The organism is Variovorax gracilis, assembly GCF_030317115.1.
GTDB classification, from domain to species: Bacteria; Pseudomonadota; Gammaproteobacteria; order Burkholderiales; family Burkholderiaceae_C; genus Variovorax; species Variovorax gracilis.
The window spans coordinates 288,568-302,529 of record NZ_JASZYF010000002.1; the positions used below are offsets into that span (position 1 = coordinate 288,568).

Below are 13,962 nucleotides of genomic sequence, written 5' to 3' on the forward strand. Positions count from 1 at the left end.
GTTCATCGTTCTGCCCTCCCGAGGATGACTGCGCCTGTGCACAGGCAACGGTCGTAGGTCACCATGCCGAAGCCGGCGACAAGGCCCATCTGGGCACCAGGCACGGTACGCGGCCCTGCAGTGTCCGTGAGTTGCCGGATGGCCTCGGTCATGCCGAGGAAGCCGCCCGCCGCGCCGGCCTGCCCGGCCGAGAGTTGGCCGCCGCTGGTGTTGTTGGGAAAGCTGCCGTCGTTCGTCATCGTGTGCGAACGCACGAAGGCGGAGCCCTCGCCTTTCTCGCAGAAGCCGAGGTCCTCGAACTGCATCATCACGATCACCGGGTAGTCGTCGTAGGTCTGCACGAAGTCGATCTCCGAAGGTGCTGCACCTGCCTGGGCGTAGAGATCGTCCCGGTCCACGCGCCAGCCGCCGCGGATCATCACGGGATCTTCCGAGTACGCGTTGTGCCGCTCGATTGCGCCGCGAATCACCACGTGGGCCAGCCCCAGGTCGCGCGCACGTTCCTCGCTCATTACCAGGAAAGCTTCCGCGCCCGCGCAGGGCATCACGCAATCGAACAGGTGGATCGGATCGGAGATCGGCCGCGCGGCGATGTACTCATCGAGCGTCAGCGGCTTCTTGAACATTGCGTGAGGGTTCCTGAGCGCGTTGCTGCGCTGGTCGACCGCGATGCGGCCGAAATCCTCGCGGGTCGCGCCGAAGGTACGCATGTAGTGCGCGGTAATGAAGGCGAAGATCGAATTGGGTCCACCCGATCCGTAGGGATAGGTCGCGTCGCGCGCGAAGTTGCTGAAGCTGCCCAGCGTCTGACGGAAGGAGTCGACGTGGTTGGTATCGGCCGCGACACAGGCAACCACGTCGGCATCGCCCGACTGCACCGCACGCGCCGCGCGCCGCAGGCACATCACGCCCGAGGCGCCACCGGTCGGCATGTGGTCGAGCCAGCGCGGCGAGAGGCCCAGATGCTGCGTCACGCCGACCGCCGTGTCGGGCGCGAGCGAGAAGCTGCTGACGCAGAGGCCGTCGATCTGCTCCTTCTTGACGCCGCTGGCCTGCACCAGCGCCTCGATCGCCTGGCCGAGGAACCAGTGCGCGGTGCGCGTCGAATAGCGCACGTAGGGCACGGTGACCGGCACGGCGACTGCCACGCCTTCGTACGAGAGTCGGCGTTTCGTCATCCTTGCCTCTTTTTCATCGAGCGCGTGTCGATGCAGTGGGCCTGCCCGGGCAGCGCCTGCGCGAGTTCGCGCAACTGGCCGCGCTGGATCTTCTGCGAGGCGGTGAGCGGCAGCGCATCGACGAAGGCGATGTAGCCCGGTGCCTTGTAGTAGGCCAGTTGCGCGAGCGCATGCTCCACGATGCTGGCCGCGACCTGCGAGGGCGAGGACGCGTCCACGTCGTCGCGCATGACGATGCAGGCCAGCACCTCGTCGCCGCGCACCGCATCCGGCGTGGCGGCCACAGCGGACGTCTTCACGGCCGGGTGCTGGTTGAGCACGCTCTCCACTTCGACCGCCGAGATGTTCTCGCCGCTGCGGCGGATCACGTTCTTCTTGCGGTCGACAAAGTAGTAGTTGCCTTCGCCATCTCGCCGCACCATGTCGCCGGTGCGGAACCAGCCGCCGGCCCAGGCTTCGCGGGTTGCTTCCTCATCCTTCAAGTAGCCGGAGAAGAAGTAGCGCTTGGGGTCGGCACCCGAAGACCGCACCAGCAGTTCGCCCGGCGTTCCGTCGGGCGCGTCGCGGCCTTCGTCGTCCACGAGCCGGATCTCGACGAACGCCTCGCGGCGGCCGAAGCAGCTCGTGCCGACATGGCGCGGCTCATGGTTCGCCATTACGCAGGCAGCGGCGCCGGTTTCCGTCATGGCCCAGGCCTCGACCAGCGGGAAGCCGAAGCGCGACTCGAAAGGCGCGTGGTTCTTCCGGTCCACGCCGGCACCAAAGCCCCAGCGAATGGCGTGCTCGCGGTCGGACGCCATCTCGGGTGCCGACAGCAGCATGGCGGGCATCACCCCCAGGTAGTGCGCGATGGTCGCGCCGCTCTCGCGCGCGCTCTGCAGCCACGATTTCGGATGGAAGCGATCGAGCTGTACCAGGCAGCCACCCGCGACCAGCACGACCATCGTCGAGAACGCCATGGCGTTCACATGGTTGAGTGGCAGCGGGGTGATGATGCGCTCTGCATCGGGGCGGACCGGGCAGAGGTCGCCGAGTTCCGCATACCACTGGCCCGCCCGCAGGAAGTATTCATTGCTCAGCATGCAACCTTTCGGGCGGCCGGTGGTGCCCGAGGTGTAGAGCAGCGCGCATTCGGTGGCGACCCCGATCGCCTCCGCGGCGCGTGGAGGCACGGTTCTCGATGGCGGCACGGCGGCGTCCGGCCCCATCGTCTCGAAGGCGATGCCAGCCGTCTCGGCGGCGGCTCGCAGGTCATCCGCGCGATGCGGGAGCGTCACGGCCAGGCCGATCTCGCTGTGACCGATCAGGTAGCTCAGTTCCGCCGCGCGCATTTCGGCATTGATCGGTACCACGCTCACGCCCAACGCGTTCAGCGCAAACCAATGGAAGAGAAAGGCCGGCCGGTTTTCCAGCAGCAGGCCGACGCGATGACCGTGGCCGTAGCCTGCCTTGGCGTAGGCCAGCTTCAGCCGCTCGACTTCGGCGGCAGCCTTGCTCCAGGAAATGGGGCCGGGTTCGACGCCGTAGGCCGTCGCAGTGACCAACTCGGTGAACAGGAACTCGGCGTGTGGCGTGCGCCGTGCGCTTGCGCTGAAGGCGTCGTGAACGGTAGCGTTCATGGTCTGCCTAGATGAAGAGCTGCACGGCCGGCAGGGCGGCATCGCAGTTGAGCAGGTTCACACGCTTCAGCGTCATGCGCAGCGCGCCGCCCTCCACCGAGAGGTGGTGGAAGAAGGTGCCTACGTAGAACTGCAGCTCGTCACCCTGCGACTCGGTGTAGTGGAACTCCGTGCGCACGACATAGCGATTCGCATCGGCATCGAATTCCTCGACCGTCGGCGTTTGCAGCAGGTGGTGGCAACGGCTCGGCGGCTGCTGCGAGAACGCGCGCGGGCTCTTGAGGCGCTCGATGCGCAGGTCGCGCAGCAGCTTGTCCTCGTAGAGATGCGAGGTGTGGTTGATGCCGTCCTCCTGGTCGGGGACGAGCGGGACCCAGTAGAACGCGTCGTCGGCGAAGAGCGCATTCCATTCCTCGTAGCGCTTGGCATCAAGCAGGCGCGATTCGTTCACCACGAAGTCGATCAGGTCCTGGCGAGTCATTTCGGTCATTCCATCATCTCCATCACACTGCAACACCCGCACGCCGCCAGTTCGCGAAACACCGTGGAACCGGCTTCGCCGGGCCACTGGTGTTGCCCCCTCGAAGGGGGTCGGCGAAGCGACACGAAGTGCGCGAAGACTGGGGGTGGGTCACATTGTTTCCGTCATGTAGCGGGCCCAGGTACGGTACTGGTTGCGCATGGGGAGTTCGCTGGTGCCGACCGTGGTGATCTCGCCGCCGGCGGTCTCCGCGGGGTCGTAGTTGCGATGCAGGCTCACCCACTCGTTGCCGCTCGCACGCAGCCCGGCCTGGATGCCGCGATAGGCTTGCAGGTCGTCATGACCCACCACCGAGAACGGCGAATTGATCAGCCGGTTGTACATGGTCGTGCGCTGGAGCAGTTCGGGCGGAGCACCCTTCAGGCGGAAGGTCCAGCTCTCGATCAGCGTCTTGTCCACCGAGATCGGACGCACCACGCGGATCGCCTGGATCGCACCCTTGATGGTGAGGTTCGGGTAATACACGGTGTTGTGCCGCGCCATGCCGAGGATCTGCGCGGTGCGCTCCTCGCCGTAGGCCGCCTTCATCGCGCTGTCGTACTCGGGGATCGCCTTGTACTTGCTGTGGATGCTGAAGTTCACTCCCGTGAAGCTGTGGCCGTTGTCGTAGGTGCGAACGCCCATGTCCTCGAAGAACTTGTAGTCGGACATGAAGGGCACGAACTGCTCGATCGCCATGGGCTTCGGCTCGTCGGCCGGCTTGTCGGCCCACATGTTCTTGGCGGTGCCGGCGGAGGATTCGTGCGCCACCATGGGATGCATGGTGTCGTTGAGGTTCTCGACGAACATCTTCCAGTTGCACTGATGCATGAAGCGCAGGCACCCGCCGGCGATTTCCAGTTCGCCCTCGGGCGAGCGGTCGGCCATGTTGTCGATGGAGCTCAGCGAGCCGCCGAAGAATTCCTCGAAGTCGGGACCGACATCGTTAATCTTGATGAAGATGAAGCCGCGGTAGCTGCGCACATTCTTCAGCGTGGTCAGGCCCTTGGCTGATTCGCACTCATGCAAATGCGTACCTTCGTACCCGTTCTTCAGCGGGATCGACAGCAGCGAGCCATCGGTCTTGAAGGTCCACGCGTGGTACGGGCAGCGGAAGAACTTGCCGGTGTTGCCGCAAGGCGCAGTCACCAGGCGCGAGCCCTTGTGCGCGCAGCGGTTCATCATGGCGCGCACCGAGCCGTCGGTGTGGCGCACGATGATCAGCGGACGGCCTGCGATCTCTGTGTTGAGGTAGTCGCCCGGCTTCGGGATCTGGCTTTCGTGGCCGGCGTAGTTCCAGGTGTTGGCGAAGAAATGTTCCTGCTCCAGTTCGAACAGTTCGGCGCTGGTGTAGAGGTCGCGGTGCACGCGGTCGGGCTGCACCAGTGCACGCACGGCTTCGGGGTTGCCTCGGTAGGAAGTCATGTCTTTCGTCTCCTTCAGATGTCCAGCACCAGCCGCTGCCCCTTGATGCGCGAGATGCAGATCTGCATGACGTTGCCCTCGGCCTTCTCGCGCGCGGTCAGCACGTAGTCGCGGTGGTCGATCTCGCCTTCGATGACCGGCGTCGCGCACACGCCGCATTCGCCGCGCTTGCAATCGAACATCGGATCGCATCCGTGCTCGATCAGGCAGTCGAGGATGCTTTGGTCGGCCGGCACCGTGAAGCGCTGGCCGGATTGGGCGAGCTCGACCTCGAAGGCGTGGTCGCCCTCCTCTACCACCGGCGTGGTGAAAAGCTCGAAGTGCACGCGGTCATGGGTCCAGCCGCGCACCTGGGTCTGGGCGAGCACGGCGTCGAGCATGACCTTGGGGCCGCACACATAGAGCCGGTCACCCGCCGGGATGCCATCCAGCAACGCGCCGATGTCGAAGGGGCCGCCATGCTCGACATCCGAGTGGACGAGGAGGTCATCGCCCAGCACGGCTTGCAGTTCGGGCAGGAAAGCCATCAGTTCGCGGCTGCGGCCGGCGTAGTGCATACGCACCGGCAGCCCTTCGGCGCGGCGGCGCGTTGCCATGCTGGCCAGGGGCGTCACGCCGATGCCGCCAGCCAGCAGCACGGTGCCGCCAGGACCGGTGTGCAGGGGAAAGTCGTTCTTCGGCACTTCGATGGTGACGAGATCACCTTCGCGCAATCGCTCGTGCATGAAGCGCGAGCCGCCACGACCCTCGTCCTCCTTGCGCACGGCGATGACGTACTCGGCCGGCGCGTCGGTGGCGCCGGCCTGCACGCCGAAGTTGATCAGCGAGTAGTGGCGCCAGTCCTGTGTGCCGTCGGGCAACTGCACCTGGATGCGAATGTGGGCGCCGGCGGTGTAGCCGGGCAGCGCGCCGCCGTCGACGGCGTTGAGCCGGAAGGTCTTGATCAGCGGATTGAGTTCACGCGCCTCGACGACGCGCAATTGCAGGGTGGCGGGCTGGGCAGACATGGGCAGGAATTCCGGTTCAGGCGAGCGCGTGCCGGGCCAGCGCGGCTCGCAGTTGGTGGCCGTGTTCGTCGGCGAGCGCCGCATCACGCAGCTCGCGAAGGGTGGCGGGCGCGATGGCCGAGCCGGCGCGCTGCAGGGCGTCCATCACGGTGTCGTAGTTGCGCAGGCCGCGTTCGTGGGTGTCGCTGTAGCCTTTGACGAGCCGCTGGCACTGCGCGACCTCGATGGCGAGCGCCGGGTTGTTTGCGGCAATGTCGGCAATGCGCTTCAGCCACTCCTCGATGCGGCGGTTTTCCTCGGCGTAGCGCAGGGTCGAACGGCGCCAGCGCTTCATCGCCGCGACGGTGCTGAGCATCAGGTAGCCGCGCAGCGAGCTGGTCTGGATCACGCGACCTTGCCGGGTGAGGCGCTCGACCAGCTTGCGCGGGAATGTCGAATTCATCAACCACCGGCCGAAGCTGGCCGGCAGGGTTTCGCAGATTTCCTGCAGGCGCGGGTGCATGTATTCGTTGATGGCGAGCACCTGGCCGTCCTGCACGCGGGCTTCGCCGCGCACGCGCTCGAAGCGGGACGAGCGGGTCTTGAGGGCGGCAACGCGAGCGGTGTCTTCATAGGACATCCACAGCGCGAGGTGGCGGGCCGTTTCGCGCAGCAGGCGGCCTTCGTCGTCGCCGGGCAAGGCGGCAATGGCAGCGACGCGGTCGAGGTAGAGGCCGGCGTAGTCGATGTCCTGGTAATCGATCAGCCTGCGCACGCCTTCCAGCAGCACCGATTGTGCGGCGGGCGGAAAGTCGCGCTGCACGCGCTCCACCAGGGCCCGCACGGCCGGATGGCGCGGCTGCGGCGGTGCCGCTTCGACCACTGCCACTTCTGGCCCCAGGGCACCTTGTGCGCGGGCAAAAGCGTCGCCGAAGGCCTTCAGGCTCGGCTTGACGCCGACGCCACCGCGCTCGATCGTGGCCTCGAACTGCGCGCGGCTGAAAGGCAGCACGCCAGCGCCAGCAAGCGCGCCGAAAAGCACGGCGCTGATCACGCTGCCCGCCGCTTCCGCGGCCTGTGCCATGTCGAAGCGGATGAAGCGCTTGGCTGCCCGCTCGGCATGCGCCAGCAAGTCGGTGCTATCGACCCGGCCGTCGCCCATCGCGCTCTTCTCCGCGATGGAATAGACACGGTGCGTCGATGCGATGAACGTAGTGCGGTCTCGCGTGACGAGACCGCGCTGCACGGCGCGGCCGGCTTCCATCAACTCCGAGGCGAGCACGACGTCGACATCACCCGGTAGCGGCATGAGCGCCAGTACGGGCTTCCCGCCATCGGCTTCAGCTTGTGCCTCGGGATAGAGCTCGACGTAGTAGATCGTGGCACCCGTGCGTTGGGCGACGCCGGGCACGGAGGTGGTCTGGGCAACGTAGCCGTTGGCCTCGCCCATGTCCACGATCCAGTCGGCCAGAACGCCGCCCCCCTCACCCCCCATGGCGAGGATTGCGATTTTTATGGGTTGTTGTCGCATCGATTTCACTCTTCAGAACGCATAGACCGCGCGGCGCTTGGCCTCGCCCTTCTGCAGCCATCCGATCACCCGCATGCGGAAGCGTTCGCGCAGCATGTCCCAGCGGCTCGGGTTGCTGACGATCTGCGCCTTGTAGAACGAGGGGCACAGAACGGCGGCATGCGAGACCTCGCCGCACACTCCGCAGCCGACGCAACTGTCGAGCACGGTTGCCACCGGATCGGTTCGCAGAGGGTCGGGATTGGGCTTGATCGAAAGCGATGGACAGCCCGAGAGCCGGATGCACGAGTGGTCGCCCGTGCAGGTGTCGGAGTCGACGCCGAACTTCTCTCGCACCATGCGCTTGCCGCTGGCGATGGCCTTGCGCACCAGCGGCTTCTCGCGGCGCTGCTTGTTGAGCATGCACTCCGATTGCGCGATAAGGACCTTGGGGCCCTTCTCCTGAGTGGTCAACGCTTCCTTGAGCGCATCGCGCATGCCGGCGACGTCGTAGGTGCGGCGCATCGTCTTCACCCACTTCACGCCGACACCGCGCACCGCGCGTTCGATCTCGTGGCCGGTGCTGCGCGTTGCGTTCAGGGCGTTGGACGAGAGGATGTCCTGGCCGCCGGTCGCGGAGGTGTAGTTGTTGTCGACGACGATAGTGAGGTTGTCGCTGCGGTTGAAGACCGCATTGGCCACGCCGCTCGTCAGGCCGTTGTGCCAGAAGCCGCCGTCGCCCATCATCGAGATCGCACGCTTGCCTGCGGGCGCATTGAGCGCCGCGGCACCCGCACCGCCGAGGCCATAGCCCATGGTGGTGTTGCCGATGTTGAAGGGCGGCAGGATCGAGAACAGGTGGCAGCCGATGTCGGCGCTGACGTGATGCGGGCCGAGTTCGCGCTCCACCAGCTTCATCGCGCTGAAGATCGGGCGCTCGGGGCAACCTGTGCAGAAGCCCGGCGGGCGGGCGTGCACGCTGTCACCCAGCGGCTTCGCAGGTTCGGGCGCGGCGTCGACGCCGATCGCCGCGACTTCGGTAAGGGGAATGATCTTGCGCACTGCAGCGGGCACGGGCAACGGCTGCAGCCGTCCATAGCGCTCGCAGAAGCTGCGCGCGCCCTTGAGCAATTCCGCCGCGGTGTACTCGCCGGCGACAGGGAGCATGTCCTTGCCATGCAAGGCAGTCGCGGACCCGGCCTGGCGCAAGATGGTCGCGAGGTTCTGCTCGACGAAGTTGGGCTGGCCCTCTTCCACGATCAGCACGGCACGCTTGCCCTCGCAGAAGCGCAGCACTTCGCTATCGATCACGGGGTAGGCGACGTTCATCACGTAGAGCGGCACCTTGGTATTGCCGTAGACATCGGCCAGTTCCAGCCGTTCGAGCGCACGGATCAGCGTGTTGTAGCTGCCACCCTGCACGATGATGCCGATGTCGTCGGCGTCTTCGGAGAAGAACTCGTTGAGCTGGCGCTCCTCGATGAAGCGCACCGCGGCAGGCCAGCGGTCTTTCACCTTTTCCTGCTCGTGCAGGAAGCTCGCGGGCGGCAGCACGATGCGGCTGACGTCGCGCTGCGGACTCTCCAGCGCTTCCTTGATCGTGAACTTGGGCCGGCGGTTGTCGCCCGCGATGAACTGGCCATGCACGTGGCAGGCGCGGATACGCAACTGCAGCATGACCGGCGTGCGGCTGGCTTCCGAGAGGTCGAAACCCTGCTTTACCGCGTCGACGATGCTCGGCAGGTTCGGGCGCGGATCGAGCAGCCACATCTGCGACTTCATCGCGAAGGCGTGGCTGCGCTCCTGCATGATGGACGAGCCCTCGCCATAGTCCTCTCCGACGATGATCAGCGCACCGCCTGTCACACCGCCCGAGGCCAGGTTGGCCAGCGCGTCCGAAGCTACGTTGGTGCCGACGGTGGCCTTGAAAGTCACGGCGCCGCGAAGCGGGTAGTTGACGGAGGCGGCCAGCGTGGCGGCGGCCGTGGCTTCGCTGGCGCTGTTCTCGAAGCGGATGCCCTGTTCGGCGAGGATGTCCTGCGCATCGGCCAGCACGTCCATCAAGTGGGAGATCGGCGCACCCTGGTAGCCGGCCACGTAGGAGACGCCGGATTCGAGCAGTGCCTTGGTGACTGCCAGAATGCCCTCACCCCGGAAGACTTCGCCACCGGAAAGCCGGAGCTTCTTGACTTCCTCTACGAACGAACGCTCAGCCATGGCGGCCCTTTCTTGTCAGGAATCGTGGGGTTCCTTTCGAAACCTCGGCCTCTATAATGTTTAGAACTGAATGTATTCACAATCATGAATAACCCTAGACAAGCAAGCAGCGTGCCCGCCGAGGGTCAGGGGCCATTCACCGAGGAGGAGCCCGCCGGGACGCTGCGTTTCGTCGACGACTACCTGCCGGCGCTGCTGGCGCAGGCGAGCCAGCTCATCTCCTCGGAGTTCCACCAGGTGGCGCGCCAGCATGGGTTTTCAGTTTCGGAATGGCGGGTGATGGCGTCACTGGCGGGCGGCGAGCCGATCAGCATCGGACAGCTTGCGCAGATCACCGTGACCAAGCAGCCGACGGTGACCCGGCTGCTGGACCGGATGGAAGCTCGCGAACAGGTCGAGCGATTGCCCCATGACAGTGATCGGCGTGTCACTCTGGTGCGCATCACGCGCAAGGGTGCGAAGGCCGTGGAGCACCTGATGGAACTGGCGCGCGAACACGAGCGCCGCGTGCTCGAACCCTTCGGGCTTCAGCGCGCCGAAGAGCTCAAGAGCACGCTGCGCCACATCATCGAATTGCACGCGCGCGCGCCAGGCGAGGCGCCGGACGTGGAATAAGCCGTCAGCGTGACGGCACGAGCACCGCGCGGCCCCGGTGGCCGCGGCGGCTGATCCAATCCATTGCCGTTGCCGCATCGTCGAGCGCGAAGGGCTGGACGTCGAGCTTGAGGCGGCCATCGGCCAGGCGCGCCAGCAATTCAGGCGCAGCCGCGCGGCCGGCAGCTTCACGGCGGAACATGTTGAGCGGCAGCAGCGCGACGTCGCGCTGCAGGAAGTGGGCGATGTCCAGCGCGATGGAATTGCCCGCGGTGTAGCCGACGAGCACGGCACGGCCGCCCGGGCGCACCCGGGTCAGCGCGGCGGCGAGGATCGGTCCGCCGACGGTGTCGATGAGCAGATCGACGGACACCGGCGCCAAGGCGGCCGACAGGTCGTCCTGCAGGACAACGATTTTCGCGGCTGCGGGCATCGCGGCAGCCTGCCCCTCACTACTCACGAGCACGCTCACTTCGGCACCGGCATCGAGCGCAAGTTGCACCACCAACGACCCGACCGCACCCGTCGCGCCCGTCACCAGGATGCTTTCACCCGGGCGCAGATGCGCGACTTCGTGCAGTGCCACCCAGGCGGAAGTGCATGGCGAGAAGAAAGCCGAGCCGATCGTTGTCGGCACCTCATCCGGCAGCGCGCCGAGCGCTTCGTCGGGCGCATCGATGAATTCGCACCACGTTCCATCGAACAAGGTGCCGAGCCCGCTGCCGCGCAGCCAGACGCGCTGGCCTTCGGCGTGGTTTTCGCTCGCCACGACCACGCCGGCCGCTTCGACGCCCGGCGTGTAGGGAAAGGGCGGGTGCTTCAGGAAGCTGCCACGCCACACGGTGCGATCGATGTGGCCGACGGTGGCCGCTTCCATGCGGACGATCGAGCGGCCCGGCCGGAGTCGGGGCTCGTCGATGTCTTCCTGCACTGGCGCCGCATGGAAGGCATGCACGCGCACGGCTTTCATTCCAGCGTCTCCAGGAATGCGAGCACTGCTTGCGCGAAGGGTCCGGGCATCTGATCGGGCAAGGGCACCATGCCGCCTTCGATGTCGACGATGCGCGCGTTCGAGAGTTGCTCGCGCAGTTCGGCTGCGTGCGGCGAGGCGAACGGATCGGCGGTGGCGCGAACGACCAGCGTCGGATGCGCAATGCGCCGGATGCGGTCCTCCATGCGATAGGCCGCGACCGCGCGGTGGCCGTCTTCGCGTCCGCCGCTCGCCTTCAGGGCATCGAGCACGAAGGCTTCGAGAAGCTCGGGCCGGTTCAGCGGATAAAAGCCCTGACGTCGCTGCCACAGGGCCGCAAGATGGCTGCCGTCTTCGCTGGACTCCACCTCGTCGATCGGCGGTCGCCCGGCGCGCGCGATGCGAAACGCTTCATTGGTGAATGGCGTGGACGAAAGCACCAGCCCGCGCACCCGATCGGGAAAGGCCGCAGCCAGTTCGACCGCGATGACGCCACCCGTGTGATGACCCACCACATCGGCGCGCTCGATGCCGAGCGCTTCGAGCAGTTCGCGCGCCACCTTGGCCCATTGCTCGATGCTGGCCGGCACATCGCCCGCGGCGGAATCGCCGAAGCCGGCCGTGTCCATCGCGATCGCCCGGTAGCGCGCACCGATCAGGGGCAGCACCTCGCGGTACTCGGCCCAGCTGCGCGGAGACTGGTGCAGCAACAGGACGGGCGGCGCATGCGGATTGCCGCACTCGGCGTAGTGGACCTGCCCCACCGAGAGATCGGCGAACGCGCGCCGGATCTTCATTCGCGCGTCTCGGCGGCGGGCGGTTGCCACAGGCCCGCGTGCTTGAGCATCCCGAGGGTTCGCGAAAGGACGTCGCGCCGGTAGGCGCCGACGTCGCGGCCCTCGTACTCGTAGAAGCCACTGCCGCTCTTCAGGCCCAGCCTGCCTTCCTCGACCATGCGATCCACGATGGCGGGTGCGGTGTAGCGGGCGCGGTCGATCGACGCTGCCATCTCGCGGCTTGCGTGATGGAGGATGTCGCAGCCGCCGAAGTCGATGAACTCGACGACGCCGAGAGCGGCAAAGCGCAGTCCGAGACCGTAGCGCGTGGCCTTGTCGATCTCTTCCGCGGTCGCGGCTCCCTCCTCGATCATGCGGGCCGCTTCGTTCATCACCAGCGCCTGCAGCCGCGGCACGATGTAGCCGGGCGATGCGCCGCAGACGACCGGCAGCTTGCCGATGGCTTCCATCAAGGCCTTGGTGCGCGCGAGCACCGCCGGGTCGGTGCGGGGATGGCAGCTCAGCTCGACCACCGGGATCACATACGCCGGGTTGAGCCAGTGCATGTTGAGAAAGCGCTCCGGCCGGTGCACCAGTGCCGCCAGTTGCGTCACGAGGATGCTGCTGGTGGTGGACGTGAGGATCGCGTCCTCGCGGCAATGCCGGTTGATGTGCTCAAAGGCATCGCGCTTGGCTGCGATCGTCTCGGGGACGCCCTCGAAAACCAGTTCGGCTGCCGCCAGCGCGGCAGGCGCATCAGCTGCCTTCACGCAATCGACACGCGCCGCGATGCCTTGCACCTGTGCGGCGTCGATCACCCCCAACTGGGCGAGGCCCGAGAGGCTGGCTTCGATTTCTGACTGGGCCTCGCCACGCAACTTCTGCCATGCCTCGTCGCTGCGCGCACGCAAGTCGACCAGCGAGATGCGGTGTCCCGCGTAGGCGAAGGCGATCGCGATGCCGCGACCCATCCGGCCTGCTCCCACCGCAGCGAAGCGCGGAAGCTCATTCGCCATCGTGCAGCCTTTGCTTGAGTTGCGCCGGCGTCAGGCTGGCGAGGCCGAGCGTTTCGAGTGTGCGCGGCCCCTTGCGCAGATCGCGGCCGAGGAAGCCCCCGACGATCGCCAGCAGACCGTGCGCGATCGGTGCATCGACACCGACGAAGCGCGCGGCCGATGCCAGAAAGGCCAGTCCGAGTTCCGTGTCCTCCGTGATGTAGCGATGCGCATAGAGGTCGATGTTCTCGCGCCAGTCGCCCGACTTCACCAGTTGCTTGTGCGCATCGCCGTACATCCACTGGTCATTGTTGTAGTGGTCGGCCAACGGATAGTGTGGCGCGCCCTGGCCCAGGGCCTCGCGAACGGCGATGCGCTCCTGGTCAAGCCGGTCGGTCACGTCGCGCACCGCACGTTGGGTGCCTTCGTTGTGGATGTCCCAGCGCTCGAAGTGCTGCAGCGGCGCCGCGTTCATCACCATCAGCGGCGGATGGATGACGGGGCCCGCGTTCATCAGCGCACCCGACAGTGCATCGCCGCAGCCATGCACGCTGGGGTAGGCCTTGCGGATCACGTCGATGGCCTCGCGCTCCTTTCGCGCCGGGTACACGCCGGTCGGCAAGCGGATGGCGCGGATGGTCACGTTCACCTCACGTTCGCCGTGCTTGCGCGCCAGGTACGGCAGCGTGCCGGTCTCGGCCCATGCGACGTCGGCGCGGCTACCCGCTGCCTTCACGATCCGCGCCATGACATAGCTGCCGAAGGTGCCGGGCGGCAGGAAGACGACCTGGCCGTCGACCAGATGCGGGGCCATCGCGCGGGCGATGTCTTCCTGCGCGATCGCCGGCGTGGGGATGACGATCAACTCCGCACCCTGCATGGCGGCGCCGATGTCGGCGGTGGCCAGCGCGATCCGCACGTCGCGCGAACCGGCAGCGTCTTTCAAGGTGATGGAGCCGGCCTTGGCGACCGGCTCCAGCGCGCCCGCGTCGCGGCGCCAGAGACGCACTTCATGATCAGCTTCGGACAGGTCCGCGGCAGCCGCATAGGCGCCGTGGCCGCCGCCGAGAATTGCGATTTTCATAGGTCGACAGTGGAAGAATGAAGTGGATGAACCGGCCGGCAGCAGGCCTCCGGAGGACTTGAGCCGTCATTACATTACTTTTCAACTG

General features: G+C 66.5%; 12 protein-coding genes. 1 reads left to right on the forward strand and 11 read right to left on the reverse strand.

Annotated elements, in window-relative coordinates; translation table 11 throughout:
* Window positions 1-2: 2 nt before the first annotated feature.
* The 7 genes from QTH97_RS06965 to QTH97_RS06995 form a co-directional block, all read right to left on the reverse strand.
* Window positions 3-1,178 carry a thiolase family protein gene (locus tag QTH97_RS06965; protein ID WP_286567362.1) on the reverse strand — a complete coding sequence of 392 codons (1,176 nt, stop codon included), beginning with the start codon at window positions 1,176-1,178 and terminating at the stop codon, window positions 3-5.
* The gene (locus QTH97_RS06970) at window positions 1,175-2,797 is read right to left on the reverse strand and encodes an AMP-binding protein (protein ID WP_286567363.1); all 1,623 of its coding nucleotides are present in this window, start codon (window positions 2,795-2,797) and stop codon (window positions 1,175-1,177) included. Before QTH97_RS06970 ends, QTH97_RS06965 begins: the two co-directional genes overlap by 4 nt.
* A gap of 7 nt (window positions 2,798-2,804) precedes the next feature.
* Window positions 2,805-3,287, reverse strand: a complete 483-nt coding sequence (locus QTH97_RS06975; protein ID WP_286567364.1) for an aromatic-ring-hydroxylating dioxygenase subunit beta — start codon at window positions 3,285-3,287, stop codon at window positions 2,805-2,807.
* A 141-nt stretch (window positions 3,288-3,428) separates the two neighbouring features.
* Window positions 3,429-4,742: an aromatic ring-hydroxylating dioxygenase subunit alpha gene (locus QTH97_RS06980; protein WP_286567365.1), complete on the reverse strand. Its 1,314-nt coding sequence runs from the start codon at window positions 4,740-4,742 to the stop codon at window positions 3,429-3,431.
* A gap of 14 nt (window positions 4,743-4,756) precedes the next feature.
* Complete coding sequence (locus QTH97_RS06985) at window positions 4,757-5,749, reverse strand: PDR/VanB family oxidoreductase (RefSeq protein ID WP_286567366.1); 993 nt, start codon at window positions 5,747-5,749, stop codon at window positions 4,757-4,759.
* Between the two features lie 16 nt (window positions 5,750-5,765).
* Entirely contained in the window at window positions 5,766-7,259 is a 1,494-nt protein-coding gene (locus QTH97_RS06990) for an indolepyruvate oxidoreductase subunit beta family protein (RefSeq protein ID WP_286567367.1), read from the reverse strand.
* Window positions 7,260-7,271: 12 nt separating this feature from the next.
* Window positions 7,272-9,455 carry a thiamine pyrophosphate-dependent enzyme gene (locus QTH97_RS06995; protein ID WP_286567368.1) on the reverse strand — a complete coding sequence of 728 codons (2,184 nt, stop codon included), beginning with the start codon at window positions 9,453-9,455 and terminating at the stop codon, window positions 7,272-7,274.
* An 84-nt stretch (window positions 9,456-9,539) separates the two neighbouring features.
* Between QTH97_RS06995 and QTH97_RS07000 the strand changes: the two genes are divergently transcribed.
* The gene (locus QTH97_RS07000; protein ID WP_286567369.1) at window positions 9,540-10,070 is read left to right on the forward strand and encodes a MarR family winged helix-turn-helix transcriptional regulator; all 531 of its coding nucleotides are present in this window, start codon (window positions 9,540-9,542) and stop codon (window positions 10,068-10,070) included.
* A gap of 4 nt (window positions 10,071-10,074) precedes the next feature.
* Here the strand turns inward: QTH97_RS07000 and QTH97_RS07005 are convergent, their stop codons facing one another.
* From QTH97_RS07005 to QTH97_RS07020, 4 genes are read right to left on the reverse strand one after another with little or no spacing between them, the layout of a single operon-like run.
* On the reverse strand, window positions 10,075-11,019 hold the full coding sequence (locus QTH97_RS07005; RefSeq protein ID WP_286567370.1) for a quinone oxidoreductase family protein: 945 nt from the start codon (window positions 11,017-11,019) through the stop codon (window positions 10,075-10,077).
* Window positions 11,016-11,816 (reverse strand): alpha/beta fold hydrolase, encoded by an 801-nt coding sequence (locus QTH97_RS07010; protein ID WP_286567371.1) that lies wholly within the window; start codon window positions 11,814-11,816, stop codon window positions 11,016-11,018. The genes QTH97_RS07005 and QTH97_RS07010 overlap by 4 nt, the downstream gene beginning before the upstream one ends.
* A complete protein-coding gene (locus tag QTH97_RS07015; protein ID WP_286567372.1) occupies window positions 11,813-12,811 on the reverse strand; it encodes a 3-hydroxybutyryl-CoA dehydrogenase in 999 nt (332 codons plus the stop codon). Before QTH97_RS07015 ends, QTH97_RS07010 begins: the two co-directional genes overlap by 4 nt.
* Window positions 12,801-13,874: an NAD/NADP-dependent octopine/nopaline dehydrogenase family protein gene (locus QTH97_RS07020; RefSeq protein WP_286567373.1), complete on the reverse strand. Its 1,074-nt coding sequence runs from the start codon at window positions 13,872-13,874 to the stop codon at window positions 12,801-12,803. Before QTH97_RS07020 ends, QTH97_RS07015 begins: the two co-directional genes overlap by 11 nt.
* Window positions 13,875-13,962: the final 88 nt, after the last annotated feature.

Coding starts and splice junctions, on each gene's coding strand:
- QTH97_RS06965 (WP_286567362.1), bottom strand. CDS start 1,178: ATGACGAAACGCCGACTCTCGTACGAAGGCGTGGCAGTCGCCGTGCCG.
- QTH97_RS06970 (WP_286567363.1), bottom strand. CDS start 2,797: ATGAACGCTACCGTTCACGACGCCTTCAGCGCAAGCGCACGGCGCACG.
- QTH97_RS06975 (WP_286567364.1), bottom strand. CDS start 3,287: ATGACCGAAATGACTCGCCAGGACCTGATCGACTTCGTGGTGAACGAA.
- QTH97_RS06980 (WP_286567365.1), bottom strand. CDS start 4,742: ATGACTTCCTACCGAGGCAACCCCGAAGCCGTGCGTGCACTGGTGCAG.
- QTH97_RS06985 (WP_286567366.1), bottom strand. CDS start 5,749: ATGTCTGCCCAGCCCGCCACCCTGCAATTGCGCGTCGTCGAGGCGCGT.
- QTH97_RS06990 (WP_286567367.1), bottom strand. CDS start 7,259: ATGCGACAACAACCCATAAAAATCGCAATCCTCGCCATGGGGGGTGAG.
- QTH97_RS06995 (WP_286567368.1), bottom strand. CDS start 9,455: ATGGCTGAGCGTTCGTTCGTAGAGGAAGTCAAGAAGCTCCGGCTTTCC.
- QTH97_RS07000 (WP_286567369.1), top strand. CDS start 9,540: ATGAATAACCCTAGACAAGCAAGCAGCGTGCCCGCCGAGGGTCAGGGG.
- QTH97_RS07005 (WP_286567370.1), bottom strand. CDS start 11,019: ATGAAAGCCGTGCGCGTGCATGCCTTCCATGCGGCGCCAGTGCAGGAA.
- QTH97_RS07010 (WP_286567371.1), bottom strand. CDS start 11,816: ATGAAGATCCGGCGCGCGTTCGCCGATCTCTCGGTGGGGCAGGTCCAC.
- QTH97_RS07015 (WP_286567372.1), bottom strand. CDS start 12,811: ATGGCGAATGAGCTTCCGCGCTTCGCTGCGGTGGGAGCAGGCCGGATG.
- QTH97_RS07020 (WP_286567373.1), bottom strand. CDS start 13,874: ATGAAAATCGCAATTCTCGGCGGCGGCCACGGCGCCTATGCGGCTGCC.